A 12,898-nucleotide genomic window follows, 5' to 3' on the forward strand; every position below is an offset into this window, starting at 1 on the left:
GCCGGATGAGCGATGGGGCGGATCAGTCGCGCGGCGGGTCTTCCATGGCCTCGAGCCGTTCGTTGATCCACTTGCGTGCCGGGATCGGGCGGGCAAAGCAGAAGCCCTGGAAGCGCGTACAGTCGTTTGCCTTGAGGTAATCGAACTGTTCGCAGGTTTCCACGCCCTCGGCGACCACGTCGATGCCGAGACGAGCGGCCATCGCGAGTATCGCCTCGACCATCGCCGTGTCCCCGGGGCTACCCGGGACGTCGTCGACGAAGCTCTTGTCGAGCTTGATCTCGCTCAGCGGCAGGCGCTTGAGATAGGCGAACGACGAGTAGCCGGTACCGAAGTCGTCGATGGAGAACGCCAGTCCCAGGGCGGCGAGCGCGCGCATGCGGGCGATGGCGTCCGAGGCATGGCTGACCAGCATGTTCTCGGTGATCTCGATCATCAGGTGGGACGGCTCGATGCCGGTCTGCTCGATGGTCTGCCGGACGCGCTCGACGAAGTCGGGCGTGCGGAACTGGCGTGGGCTGACGTTGACGGAGATGTTCGGCACCGGATGCCCCGTCGGCGTGGAGTGCTCCAGGCCATGTAACAGGTGGCAGGCCTCGGTCAGCACCCACTCGCCGATGGCGATGATCTGGCCGGACTCCTCGGCCACCGGGATGAACTCGCCGGGCGAGACCAGGCCCCGCACCGGGTGGCGCCAGCGCAGCAGTACCTCGGCGCCCACCACCCGCTCGTCGCGATCGACCTGGGATTGCAGGTGGAGTTCGAACTGGCCTCGTTCCAGGGCGAGCTTGAGTTCCTGTTCGAGCCGATAGCGCCGGGTCACCGACTCGACCATGCCCGACTCGAAGTTGACCAGGTTGTTGCGTCCGGCCCGCTTGGCCTGGTACATCGCGATATCCGCCTCGCGCACCAGATCCTCGGCGTTGTCGACCTTGCCGGCAAACAGTGTCAGGCCGACGCTCGCCGTCGCCAGGTGGCGGAACGCGTCGAACTCGAGCGGCTGTTCGATGGCCCAGCGCAGCTTGTCGGCCAGCGCCAGGGCCGAACGCCTCGCGTTGTCGACGTCGTCGGCCAGTTCGGGCACCAGCACCAGGAACTCGTCCCCGCCCATGCGGGCGATGGTGTCGGTGTCTCGCACCAGCCCGGTCAACCGGTGGGCGACCTCGATGAGTACCTGATCGCCTCCGGTATGCCCGTATAGGTCATTGACCTGCTTGAACTCGTCCAGATCGACGTAGAGCAGGGCACCGACGCCACCATGGCGCTTGCGCTGCCGGATGGCCTGATCGACCCGGTCGAGCAGCAGGGCGCGGTTGGGCAGGTCGGTGAGGCCGTCGTGGTAGGCCAGTCGTTCCAGCCGCGCGGCGGTTTCCTTGTCGGAGGTGATGTCGACACATTGCCCCATGAAGCCGATGAACTCGCCACGGCTGTTGAAGCGGGGCGTGCCCTTGGCGAGTAACCAGCGGTACTCGCCGCTGTGATGCCGTAGTCGATATTCCCGCGTGAACGACACCCGTCGCTCGTAGGCGGAGGCGAGCTCCTGTTTCAGATCGGGCAGGTCGTCGGGATGGATGGCGTGTTGCCAGGACTCGCCGAGTGCCTCGTCCCGGGTCAGGCCGGTGAAGGTGAGCCAGGGGCGGTTGACGTAGTCGCGTTGCCCGTCGACATCCGCCGTCCAGATCAGGGCCTGACCGTTGTCGGCCAGCGTGCGGAAATGCTGCTCGCTCTCGGCCAGCGCCTCGCGCAACTGGTATTCCCGGCTCACGTCACGAAAGACCAGTACCACGCCCTCGAGCGAGCCATCCTTGTGCCGGATTGGTGCGGCACTGTCGGCGATGTGGTGGCGGTTCCCGTGCCGATCGGTGAGCACGGTATGGTTGGCCAGTCTGACCAGGGTGCCCTCGTCGAGTACGTGACGGATCGGGACGGCGACCGGGCGGTCGCCGTCGGCGTGGCAGATGACGAACACGGATTCGATGGGTTGGCCGATCGCCTCCTCGCGCGACCAGCCCGTCAGGCGCTCGGCGACCGGGTTCATCAGGGTTACGTGACCCTCGAGGTCGGTGGCGATCAGTCCGTCGCCGATCGAATCGAGGGTGACGGCCAGACGTCGTTCGCTTTCCAGAAGCTTCTTGCTTGCCTCGGCAACGGCGCGGGCCATCGCGTTGAAGCCCTGGGCGACCTCGGCGATCTCGCTGTAGCCGCGCTCGGGCAGTCGTACCCCGTGGTCGCCGTGACGCAGCCGCATGGCCGCGTCACGCAGGTGCCCCAGTGGCCGCGTGATCTGGCTGTCGAGCATCCAGGCGGTGAGCAGGATGATCAGCAGCATCACCCCCGCCTCGGGTAGACGGGCGAGGATCGCTTCGTTGCGAATGCGGGCAAGCGAGTCGGTCAGATCCATTCGCACGCAGACCACGCCCCGGCTTTCCGTCCGTGGCCGTTCCGCGAGACCCGGGAGCTCGAAGGACTGCAGTGCCCGCATGATCCCTCCGTCCTCGATTTCCTCGAGGTGGGGCAGGCGTTCGTTCTGGCGTTCGAGGAAGGAATCCGGGGCAAGGTCGGTGAAGAGATCATCGACTGGCTGGCCCAGCCAGGTCTGGCGGGGAGCGACCAGCACCTCGCGGTCCGGGCCGACAGCGATCAGCATGTCGACGCGCGGGTCGCTCAGGATGCTGCTCACCCGGGCGTTGAGCAGGCCGGGGTTGTCCAGTCCCCCTTGCTCGATGGTGCGGGCGATCTCGGTGGTGTAACCGAGCAGTCGCTGGCTGGAATCGGCGACGAAGATCTCGGCGCGATTGTGTATGCCGTTGATCAGCGAGACCCCGGTGATCATCAGGAACAGGACAGCGAGCCCCAGCGGGACCATCAGGCGCAACGACAGGCGCGGCAACTTCATGGTCCCTCCGGCAGGAAGCGCGCGGTGGCAATGTCCGAGAGTTCGGGGACATGCTCGATCAGGGTATTGGCCTGCATGATGTCGGCCACCGTGCGGGCCGCCTTGGTCAGCGGAGTCGACGGCGGCTCGAGCCACGTCCGGTTTTCGGAGACGCCGAGCAGGGCGATGCCGTCATAGGCCCGTGCGGTCTCTTCCACCGACAGTCCAAGTCGCGGTGCCATCAGCCGGTGGGCCCGGCCGGGGCTCGATCGGACCACGCCCAGGGCCTCGAAGTAGGCGGCCAGGAGTTCGGTGAGAGCCATGGGCTGACGGCGGATCGCGCGGTCGCTGACGGCGAGTACGTCGACGATCAGGCCGGGGAAGGCGCTGCTGTCATGGAGTCGCCGGGCACCGTGGGATTCGAGCCGCGAGGCGAAGGGTTCGTAGCTGACGACCGCGTCGACCTTGTTCCCCCGGTAGACGTCGACATGACCACCACCGATCACCGCCACGCGGGTGACATCATCGGTCTTCAGGCCGGCGGCATCGAGCGTCTTTCGCAGCATCAGGGCCCCGGCGGCCGTTTCCTCCACCCCGATTCGTTTGCCGGCGAGGTCCTCGAGTCGTTCGATGCCCGGGCGGGCCATGACCACGTCGGCTCCCTGGGAGGTGTCGAACACCAGCGCGACGTGTACGGGGATGCCGCCGGCACGGGCGAGAATGAATTCGTCCAGGGTCAGCGTGGCCGCCTCGACCTCGCCCGAGGCCAGCTGCATCAGGCTGTTTGTGTTCGACGGGGATTCGATCAGGCGGATGCGATCGGCGGGCAGCAGGTCGAGGGAGCGGGCGAGGAACAGGGGCTCGTAGCCGACCCAGGTGATGCCGGAGACACGCAACAGGGGCTCACGGCGCTCACAGCCCGACAGGGCCGCAAGCGGGCCGAGTGCGCCGGCGACGAGAAACTGCCTTCGTTCCATGGCAGAAGCCCTCCCTGTCGGGCGTCGTTAGTCCTTCCGATTCCGGCCTCGTCGGCGCTTGCCCGTTACACGTGTGGTGTCCGGCTCGAATCACCGGTTCCTGTAAATGGCCTCGTCGGGCCATGGGTCGACTCAGTGGTTTTCCGGTCGGTGTCCAGCCAACTGTAGTTCATTGGCCTCGGCGGCGCGCCCTGCACCAATGTACTTGCGTGACCAGAAGGCGTTGTTCAGCTTGGCGAAGGAGACGGTCTTGCCGCTGGACGGAGCGTGGATGAAGCGCTCCCCGCCCACGTAGATGCCGACGTGGTCGATGCGCTTGCCGTCGAGCTTGAAGAAGACCAGGTCGCCGGGACGCAGGGCGTCGCGCTCGACCCGCTCGGTTGCCTGGTACTGCTGGGCGGAGGTGCGTGGCAGGTCGATGCTGGCGGCCCGGAAGGCATGCTGGGTCAGCCCGCTGCAATCGAAGCCGTGTTCCGCCGACTCACCGCCCCAGCGGTAGGGCGTGCCGAGCTGCGCGACGGCCTGGATGACGGCCTCGATCGCGCGCGGGTGCATCCCCGAGAGCGTGTCGATGGTCTCGAGCGGGTCATAGGGCAGTTCGTTGCCCCGTCGTGCCTGGTCGACGAACGTGGCCGCTTCCTCGGTCTTGGTGGCCCGGTCGTCGTTATCCGACGGGCCGAGAGCGGATTGGCTGGCACAGCCGGCGCCAAGGGACACGGCGGCTGCAAGGCTTGCCCCGATCACCCAGCGGGCGGGGCCTGACGGACGGCAGCGAGCGTGACGGGAGCTCGTCGGCAAGGGACCCAGCGGACCTGTCAGGGGCACCTCAACGGCGCCGGATTTCGCAGACAAAACGTCGCTCGGGAGTGCGTGCGAAATCTCTGGGCAGGGTTTTTTTCGAAATATCATCGATTTGGAACCGGCTTTCGATGGAAGGGTGCAATGTAAACCCTTTGCGGTTGTTTGAAAAGACAAGCACCCCATTCGGGGCGAGGTAGGGCAGGCAGGCATGGATCAGACCGGGGTGGTCCCGCTGAACGTCGAGTGTGTCGTCCATGGCCTTGGAGTTGGAGAACGAGGGCGGATCGAGAAAGATCACGTCGAAGCGTTCGCCGTCCCGTGGCGGGTGCGACAGCCAGCGCAGCACGTCGGCACGCAGCAACCGATGGTCGCCGTCGACCTCGATGCCGTTGAGCGCGAAGTTGCGTTCGGCCCAGTCGAGGTAGGTGTTGGAAAGGTCCACGGAGGTGGTGGCGGCCGCCCCGGCGACGGCGGCCCGTACCGAGGCGCTGCCGGTGTAGCAGAACAGGTTGAGCAGTCGCTTGCCGCGCGAGAGTTCCGCGACGCGGTCGCGTACCAGCCGGTGGTCGATGAACAGCCCCACGTCGAGGTAATCGGTCAGGTTGATCGACAGGCGGGTGTCGCGCTCGCGCAGGACCCGTTCGATGTGCTCGCCGCCAAGCCGACCGTATTGCTGGCGACCGGACTGGCGCGCCCGCTGCCGCACGACCACACAGTCCGGGTCGACGGACAGCACCTCGACCGCGACCGCCACGGCGGCGGCCAGTCGTGTGCGGGCCTTCTGCGGGTCGATCTGCTTGGGCGCCTGGTATTCCTGGATATCGAGCCAGATCTCGCCATCCTCGGTGCGATACCAGTCCACGGCGAGCTTGAAGTCGGGCAGGTCGGCGTCGTAGACGCGCAGGGCATTCTCGCCCTGCTTGACCAGTGGCTTTCGCTGCTTCCAGTTCTTGCGCAGGCGATTGGCAAAGTCGCCGGCGTCGTATTCGCCGCGCCGCCCCTGCTCGATCAGCCGCCCGGCCAGCGCGTGCGGGCCCGACGGGGCGCGCAAGCTCTTGTCCGAGAACTGCCCGCGCAGGAACTCCACCTCGACGCCACCGTGGAGCACCATCAGCCGCTTGTCGAAACGCAGCGGCCAGGTGGCCTCGCTCTCGGCGGCGCGCAGGATGCCCCAGTACCAGCCGGGCAGGGAGTTGACCCAGCGCGAGCACAGGGCCGTCCATTCGGCTTCGTCGTGCGTGTCGTCGATCCGCTGGCCGAACGGCACATTGCTGATCAGCAGTCCGGTATCGAGGTCGTGCAGTGACGCCGGGATCGGGGCGCGGAAGCTGTCGGCATGGACCAGTTCGATCGCCTCGCCGAGCCCGGCGGCCTCGATGTTGGCGTGGGCGGCGGCCAGTTGCAGGGGGTCGCGGTCCTGGCCGACGATGGCCAGCGCGCCCCGGGCGGGCGGGGTCTCGAGCCAGGTGCGGGGCGCGTCAGCGAGGATCGAGGCGCGGACCTCGGACTGGTGTCCGCGCCAGGCGGGCGAGCCCGGTCGCTGACGGCGCAGGGCGTCGGGCAGCCCCCACAGGGCGAGTGCCGCCTCGGTCAGGAAGGTGCCCGACCCGCACATCGGATCGAACAGACCGCCGCCGAGGCTGGCCAACTGCGGCCAGCGTGCGCGCCAGAGCAGGCCGGCGGCCAGGTTCTCGCGCAATGGGGCCTCGCCGCCATCGGCCCGGTAGCCGCGCCGGTGCAGGGAGCCGTTGGAGAGCTCGATGGCGAGGCTGGCCTCGCCGTTGCCGGTGACGTGACAATGCAGTCGCAGCCCTGGCGCCTCGCTGTCGACGTCCGGTCGCTGGCCGGTGGCGGCGCGAAACTGGTCGACGATCGCATCCTTCACGCGCGTGGCGATGAAGCCGGTGTGCCGGAGTGCCTCGTTGCCCCCGGTCGCGGAGACCGAGAGGCTGTCGCCGGCGCCGAGGTGGGCCGACCAGTCGACCGAGTCGGCCAGCTCGTAGAGTTCGTCGCTCTGGGTGGCTCGACCGCGCGCGACGGGAAGGTAGACGCGCCCGGCGATCAGGCTGTCGGCGAGGATACGGTAGACGGCCTCGACCGGCAGTTCGCCGCTCGCCCCGAACGGACGATCGCTGAGCGCCTCGCCGGTGAGGTGGCGCAGTTCCTCGGCCAGCGCAGTTTCCAGGCCGGGCGGGGCGATCACCTCCACCGCCCAGTTCGGGGCGCTAGGCGGCGTGGCGGAAGAGGAAGGCGCGACGGGATCTGTCATGGCAAAACGTGCAAGTCTAACGGATTGGAACGGTCATTCCGATCCTTTTCCTCGCACGAGGTGCAGTCGCGATTCCAGGCGTCCCTCGAAATGGGCATCAAGGCTCACGCCCGTGTCCGTTGCCTCGATCTCGAGCCCCGGCTGGGCCGGCGGCGTGCTTTCCTCGAAGGCGAGCAGCCCCGCCGGCCAGCGCACCTCGAGCTGTACCTGCATCGGGTAGTAGCCGTCGAGGAATCGCCGCATGAACGGCCCGTTGTCGACCACGTAGCCGGCCCCGTCCGGGTGCGGCTGGATGGCGAGCACCTGTGCCGACACGCACAGGCTCGCGCCACGTTCGATCCCGCGCATCTGTACGCTGGCACCGTCGACCTCGGCCTGCTCGAGATCCTCGCTCGCGGTGATGCGGATGTCCCGTGTGCGCTCGTCGTTGTAGACGACCTGCACCGCCGGGGCCGGGTCGAGGTTGTGGTGGCATTGCTCCATGCGGGCCCAGCCGTCCTCGAGGCTCTGCCGATCGAGCTCGATGGTTTTCTCCATGCGGGCGGCCTGCCGATCGGGTGTGTCGGTGAGGAAGGCGAGTTCGCCCTCGTTGACCTGCCGGGCCCGTTCCTCCTGGCGCGCCCGCTCTTCGGCCGCCTCTCGGGCAGCTTCCCATTCGGCCTCTTCACTGGACGAGTCTGCGCCGATTGCCGCCATCGGGGCGAGGGCCAGCAGCCCGGCCAACGCCAGGGTCCGTGGGCAGCCAATGCGCCCCATGTCGTTCAAGGGAAATCCGGGTGCCATGGGTTTGCTCCCTGCCCCCGGCGGGGGCATGTATTCGTGTTTCCGGGCCACGAAAATAGACCACGGAGGCGTTACGGCGCAGAAGGCCCTTCAGGATGGTGCATTGATCCGCTCGGCGACCATCTCGACGTCCGGGCGGGCGAGGGAGGCGAGATGCCCGTCGATGACTCGCCGCAGCGAGCCGAGATGGATTATCGTTATGAAACCCTGCACGAATGCCATACCGCTTAAGCGCGACTTGGTCACGGGCGATTCGCCAGGCCAGGGTGGCCATGGATTCGTGCAGACCTTCCCGAACGCGTCACCCGACCGGAGGCGGTGGCGCGATCCCGCAAGCTCAACGATGGAGAGTCCATGCCGGCAGCACCAATAGCCAACCCGCCGTCAGAAACCGACGATCCGGACCGCCACGCCGGCCCGGCCGTCTCGCGCCGAACCAACGAGTCGGCGCTGCTGGACATACGCAAGCTCGATGTCCGGGTGGGAGGGACGCCGATCGTGCGCGGGGTGTCGCTGCACCTCGACCGCGGCGAGCGTCTTGCCCTGGTGGGCGAGTCCGGCTCGGGAAAGACGGTCACGGCCCTCTCGATCCTGCGGCTGTTCGAGGCCGCCGACGCCGTCACCCGGGGGGAGATCCGCTTCGAGGACGAGGACGTCCTCACGATGAGCATGCCGCAGGTCAGGCGGTTGCGCGGCGGCCGGGTCGGCATGATCTTCCAGGAGCCGATGACGGCGCTCAACCCGCTCAAGACCATCGGCGCGCAGATCGCCGAGGTGCTGGTGCGCCACCTGGGCCTGCGCGGCGATGCACTGCGCCGACGGGTGCACGAGTTGCTCGAGCAGGTGCGCCTGCCGCAGCCCGACAGGGTCATGCGGGCCATGCCGCACCAGCTCTCCGGCGGGCAGCGCCAGCGCGCCATGATCGCCATGGCGATCGCCTGCAATCCGAGCCTCGTGATCGCCGACGAGCCGACCACCGCCCTCGATGCCGGGCTGCGCAAGACGATCATGGAGCTGCTGGTGGAACTGCAGCAGCGCCTGGGCATGAGCCTGCTGCTGATTACCCACGACCTGCCGGTGGTGCGCCGATACGCCGATCGCGTGATGGTGATGCGCGACGGGGCGATCGTCGAGACGGGGCCGACCGACACGATCTTCGCCCGCCCCAAGGACAGCTACACACGGACGCTGCTCGAGGCCCGCCAGGTCGCGCCGATGATCGGACCGCTCAAACCCGATGCCGAGGAGCGGCTGCGCTGCAAGGGCCTGGGTGTGATCGTCGGCAAGCGACGCTGGTTCGGTCCCGACACACGCAGCCAGATCCTCAAGGGCATCGATCTCGCCCTGCACGCCGGCCAGACCCTTGGGGTGGTGGGTGAATCGGGTTCGGGCAAGACCACCCTGGCGTTGTCGTTGCTGAAACTGGTGGACGGTGCCGACGGTGCCGTGTGGCTGGCCGGGCGGCGGGTGGACGGGTTGCGCGAGCGGCAGTTCCGCCCGTTCCGTCGTGACTTGCAGGTGGTGTTCCAGGACCCGTACGGCGCGCTGTCGCCGCGCATGAACATCGCCCAGATCGTCGGCGAGGGGCTGGACGTACACGAGGCGGACCTCACCCGGGCGGAACGGCGTCATCGCATCGAACGGGTGCTGGCGGAAGTCGGGCTCGACCCGGCGGTGATGTCGCGTTACCCCCACGAGTTCTCCGGCGGGCAGCGTCAGCGCATTGCCATTGCCCGCGCCCTGATCCTCAAGCCCAAGGTGCTGATCCTCGACGAGCCCACCAGCGCCCTGGATGCGGCAGTGCAGTTGCAGGTGCTGCGGTTGCTCAGCGACCTGCAGGCCGAACACGATCTGACCTACCTGCTGATCACCCACGATCTCGCCGTGGTGCGTGCCCTGGCGCATCGGGTGGTGGTGATGCTCGATGGTGAGGTGATCGAGTCGGGTCCGACCGAGGGCCTGCTCGATGCCCCCCAGCACGACTACACCCGCCAATTGATCGACAGCGCCCTGATGGCCTGATCGCCTGCTGAACCGACCACCGTGAGTAACGGGCTGCCGGACGGGATCAGCCGGGCGTATCCGCGGAGGTCTCGACCAACCGCATCGTTCCCGTGTCCTGATCGCTGACTCCGATTCGGCCCCGCCCGGCGGCCTTGGCCGCGTACAGGGCCTCGTCGGCTCGGCGAAGCAGCTCCTCGCTGCTGTCCTCGCTCCGTGGCGGCTCGAGGCTCGCGACGCCCAGGCTGGCTCGGGTATCGCAGGGAGAGAAGTCGGCTCGCTCGACCGCCGCGAGCACGCGCCGGGCCACGTCAATGGCTGCGCGCCGATCGGCCAGCGGCAGGATGATGGCGAACTCGTCGCCGCCGTAGCGGGCGATGAAGTCGGTGGGCCGTGACACCGAGCGCAGGATGTCGGCGAAGGTGCGGATTATCCGATCGCCCACCTGGTGGCCGAACCGGTCGTTGCAGGGCTTGAACCGATCGAGATCCAGCAGCACCAGCGACAGCGGGCTGTCGTGATCCCGGGTCAATATCAGGTCCTCGTCGAGCCGGGTATCGAAGGCCGAGCGGTTCCCGAGGCGCGAGAGCTTGTCGGTATCCGCCCGTACGCGCAGCTCGCCCGTCAGCGCCTCGAGCTCCTGGTTGCGGTGCTCGAGTTGGGCGAGGATCACCTCGCGCTCCTCTTTCTCCCGCCGCAGTTGCCGCTCGCGCTGGTTGAGCTCGATCAGGCGCATGGCCTGGCGGGCGAGTGCGTCGAGGACACCGCGCTGGTCGGGATCGAGCGTGCGGGGGCGATGGTCGACCACGCACAGCGTGCCGAGCGGCAGACCGTCCGCGTTCACCAGGGGGGCGCCGTAGTAGAAGATGGTGGGCGGGTCGGCGTCGGCGACGTTGGGATTGTCGGCGAAGCGGGCATCCTCGCGGGCGTCGGGGACGTAGGTGGGGCGATCGGGGGAGAGGATGGCGTGGGCACAGAAGGTGTGCTCACGACTGACCTCCGCAAGCGTTGCGCCATCGACGGACTTGAACCATTCGCGGTCTGCGTCGACCAGGCCGATCAGCGCCAGCGGCGTGCCCGCAATGAAACGGGCGATCCGTGTGAGATCGTCGAACGACTCCTCGGCGGGGGTATCGAGTATGTCGAAGCCCCGCAGGGCCTCGAGGCGTTCGTCTTCGTTTGCCGGGATGGCTGGCTGCATGGGCCTCCGTGCGTGCCGGGGCTGCCGGCGGGTCGGCTCCCGATCAGCCCTCGAAGCGTTGCATCACGAGCGAGGCGTTGGTGCCGCCAAAGCCGAAGCTGTTGGAGAGGACCGTGTCGATCCGCTTGCCCTCGAGCTTCTCGGTGGCGATATTGGCGTTCTCAGCCTCCGGTTCGAGATTCTCGACATTGGCCGAGGCGGCGATGAAGTCGTTCTGCATCATCAGCAGCGAGTAGATCGCCTCGTGCACACCCGCCGCGCCCAGGGCGTGGCCGGAGAGCGATTTGGTCGAGGTGACGATCGGCTGGTGCTCGCCGAACACCTCGGTCATCGCCTGCAGTTCGCGCAGGTCGCCGACCTTGGTGGAGGTGCCGTGGGCGTTGACGTAGTCGATCGGCGCCTCGACCGTCGCGAGCGCCTGCTGCATGCAGCGCACCGCGCCTTCGCCGGAGGGCTGGACCATGTCGTAGCCGTCGGAGGTCGCGCCGTAGCCGGTGACCTCGGCGAGGATGGTCGCGCCGCGCGCCTGGGCATGCTCGAGCGATTCGAGCACCACCGTGCCGCCACCGCCGGCGATGATGAACCCGTCGCGGTCGACGTCGTAGGGGCGCGAGGCCTTGTCCGGCGTGTCGTTGAAGTTCGAGGACAGGGCACCCATGGCGTCGAACATGGCGGTCAGGGACCAGTGCAGCTCCTCGCCGCCGCCGGCGAAGATCACGTCCTGCTTGCCGAACTGGATCTGCTCGACGCCGGCACCGATGCAGTGCGCCGAGGTGGAGCAGGCCGAGCTGATCGAGTAGTTGATGCCCTTGATCTTGAACGGCGTGGCCAGGCAGGCCGAGGTGGTCGATCCCATGGTGCGGGTGACCATGTAGGGGCCCACCCGCTTGACGCCCTTCTCGCGGGCGATGTCGGCTGTGGCGACGATGTTCTCGCAGGAGGAGCCGCCCGAGCCGGTGATCAGGCCGGCGCGCGGGTTGGAGACCTGCTCTTCGGTCAGGCCTGCCTGCTCGATCGCCTCTTTCATCGCCAGGTAGTTGTAGGCGGCCGCCGAACCCATGAAGCGCAGCAGCTTCCGGTCGATGTGTTCGGCCGGATCGATCTTGAGCGTTCCGGCGACGTGGGAGCGGAAACCGTGCTCGACCTGTTCGGGGTTGCGTTCGATACCCGAACGACCTTCCTTCAACGAGGCGAGCACCTCTTTGCAGTTGTTGCCCAGGCTGGACACGATGCCCATGCCGGTGATGACGACTCGGCGCATTGAGTGGTTACTCCGAAAGTGCTTCTGTGCTGGTGAACAGTCCTACCCGTAGATCCTTGGCCTCGTAGATGACGACGCCGTCGCAGAGCATTTGCGCATCGGCAATGCCCATCGTGAGCTTGCGCATGATCACGCGCTTCATCTGCACACGGTATTCAACCTTCTTGTTTCTCGGCAAGACCTGTCCCGAGAATTTTACATCACCCACGCCCAGCGCGCGGCCGTGGCCCTTGCCGCCGCTCCAGCCGAGGAAGAAGCCCACCAGCTGCCACATGGCATCCAGGCCCAAGCAGCCGGGCATGACCGGGTCGCCCTCGAAATGGCAGGCGAAGAACCAGAGGTCCGGGTGGACCGTCAGTTCGGCCTCAATCTCGCCCTTGCCGAACTCGCCGCCCTCGTCGGTGATCCGGTTGATGCGGTCGAACATCAGCATCGGCGGCAGCGGCAGTTGCGCGTTGCCGGGGCCGAACATCTCGCCCTTGGCGCAGCGAATCAGGTCGTCGTATTCGAAGGTCGATTGGGACATGGTATTCCTGGCGCAAAAAACCGGATGGTACCGCAATCCGGCTCGCCACGCAGCCTGCGGTACTTGCGGGGAGAATCAGTCGGGGAGACGCTGGCATGGACCGCGGCGCTGCACTCAACGGTAACCGGTAGAGGCGATCGGTTGAAAGGCGTTCTCGAACGTCTGCGGAGAAGATTGCCCGCGGTGATGCTTGATCCCGGCACT

Annotated in this window: 10 protein-coding genes; 1 reads left to right on the plus strand and 9 read right to left on the minus strand. The window is 67.3% G+C overall.

Going from position 1 to position 12,898, the window contains the following annotated elements:
- Positions 1–22: 22 nt before the first annotated feature.
- The 6 genes from ACLFRM_RS04675 to ACLFRM_RS04700 all read right to left on the minus strand — a co-directional run bounded on the left by ACLFRM_RS04675 (position 23) and on the right by ACLFRM_RS04700 (position 7,951).
- Complete coding sequence (locus ACLFRM_RS04675; RefSeq protein ID WP_410754558.1) at positions 23–2,896, minus strand: EAL domain-containing protein; 2,874 nt, start codon at positions 2,894–2,896, stop codon at positions 23–25.
- On the minus strand, positions 2,893–3,852 hold the full coding sequence (locus ACLFRM_RS04680) for an ABC transporter substrate-binding protein (protein ID WP_410754559.1): 960 nt from the start codon (positions 3,850–3,852) through the stop codon (positions 2,893–2,895). The genes ACLFRM_RS04675 and ACLFRM_RS04680 overlap by 4 nt, the downstream gene beginning before the upstream one ends.
- Positions 3,853–3,984: 132 nt before the next feature.
- Positions 3,985–4,569: a C40 family peptidase gene (locus tag ACLFRM_RS04685; RefSeq protein ID WP_410754560.1), complete on the minus strand. Its 585-nt coding sequence runs from the start codon at positions 4,567–4,569 to the stop codon at positions 3,985–3,987.
- Positions 4,570–4,678: 109 nt separating this feature from the next.
- Positions 4,679–6,922, minus strand: coding sequence for a bifunctional 23S rRNA (guanine(2069)-N(7))-methyltransferase RlmK/23S rRNA (guanine(2445)-N(2))-methyltransferase RlmL (rlmKL, locus tag ACLFRM_RS04690; RefSeq protein ID WP_410754561.1), 2,244 nt, complete (start codon positions 6,920–6,922; stop codon positions 4,679–4,681).
- 33 nt (positions 6,923–6,955) lie between these two features.
- Positions 6,956–7,705, minus strand: a complete 750-nt coding sequence (locus ACLFRM_RS04695; protein WP_410754562.1) for an alpha/beta hydrolase — start codon at positions 7,703–7,705, stop codon at positions 6,956–6,958.
- A 90-nt stretch (positions 7,706–7,795) separates the two neighbouring features.
- Complete coding sequence (locus ACLFRM_RS04700) at positions 7,796–7,951, minus strand: hypothetical protein (protein WP_410754563.1); 156 nt, start codon at positions 7,949–7,951, stop codon at positions 7,796–7,798.
- Between the two features lie 108 nt (positions 7,952–8,059).
- Here ACLFRM_RS04700 and ACLFRM_RS04705 point away from each other — a divergent pair, with 108 nt between their 5' ends.
- Complete coding sequence (locus ACLFRM_RS04705; protein ID WP_410754564.1) at positions 8,060–9,727, plus strand: ABC transporter ATP-binding protein; 1,668 nt, start codon at positions 8,060–8,062, stop codon at positions 9,725–9,727.
- Between the two features lie 46 nt (positions 9,728–9,773).
- Here the strand turns inward: ACLFRM_RS04705 and ACLFRM_RS04710 are convergent, their stop codons facing one another.
- Genes ACLFRM_RS04710 through fabA form a run of 3 tightly spaced genes read right to left on the minus strand, consistent with a single transcriptional unit; the run spans position 9,774 to position 12,694 of the window.
- Positions 9,774–10,907, minus strand: a complete 1,134-nt coding sequence (locus tag ACLFRM_RS04710) for a diguanylate cyclase (RefSeq protein WP_410754565.1) — start codon at positions 10,905–10,907, stop codon at positions 9,774–9,776.
- Positions 10,908–10,950: 43 nt separating this feature from the next.
- Entirely contained in the window at positions 10,951–12,168 is a 1,218-nt protein-coding gene (gene fabB, locus ACLFRM_RS04715; RefSeq protein WP_410754566.1) for a beta-ketoacyl-ACP synthase I, read from the minus strand.
- A 7-nt stretch (positions 12,169–12,175) separates the two neighbouring features.
- The gene (fabA, locus tag ACLFRM_RS04720) at positions 12,176–12,694 is read right to left on the minus strand and encodes a 3-hydroxyacyl-[acyl-carrier-protein] dehydratase FabA (RefSeq protein ID WP_410754567.1); all 519 of its coding nucleotides are present in this window, start codon (positions 12,692–12,694) and stop codon (positions 12,176–12,178) included.
- Positions 12,695–12,898: the final 204 nt, after the last annotated feature.

Origin of the sequence: Guyparkeria sp., assembly GCF_046540515.1 — a bacterium.
Classification (GTDB): domain Bacteria; phylum Pseudomonadota; class Gammaproteobacteria; order Halothiobacillales; family Halothiobacillaceae; genus Guyparkeria.

Excerpts from the sequence above, each read along its gene's own strand:
- ACLFRM_RS04675 (WP_410754558.1), bottom strand. The coding sequence starts at position 2,896 with ATGAAGTTGCCGCGCCTGTCGTTGCGCCTGATGGTCCCGCTGGGGCTC.
- ACLFRM_RS04680 (WP_410754559.1), bottom strand. The coding sequence starts at position 3,852 with ATGGAACGAAGGCAGTTTCTCGTCGCCGGCGCACTCGGCCCGCTTGCG.
- rlmKL (WP_410754561.1), bottom strand. The coding sequence starts at position 6,922 with ATGACAGATCCCGTCGCGCCTTCCTCTTCCGCCACGCCGCCTAGCGCC.
- ACLFRM_RS04695 (WP_410754562.1), bottom strand. The coding sequence starts at position 7,705 with ATGGCACCCGGATTTCCCTTGAACGACATGGGGCGCATTGGCTGCCCA.
- ACLFRM_RS04705 (WP_410754564.1), top strand. The coding sequence starts at position 8,060 with ATGCCGGCAGCACCAATAGCCAACCCGCCGTCAGAAACCGACGATCCG.
- ACLFRM_RS04710 (WP_410754565.1), bottom strand. The coding sequence starts at position 10,907 with ATGCAGCCAGCCATCCCGGCAAACGAAGACGAACGCCTCGAGGCCCTG.
- fabB (WP_410754566.1), bottom strand. The coding sequence starts at position 12,168 with ATGCGCCGAGTCGTCATCACCGGCATGGGCATCGTGTCCAGCCTGGGC.
- fabA (WP_410754567.1), bottom strand. The coding sequence starts at position 12,694 with ATGTCCCAATCGACCTTCGAATACGACGACCTGATTCGCTGCGCCAAG.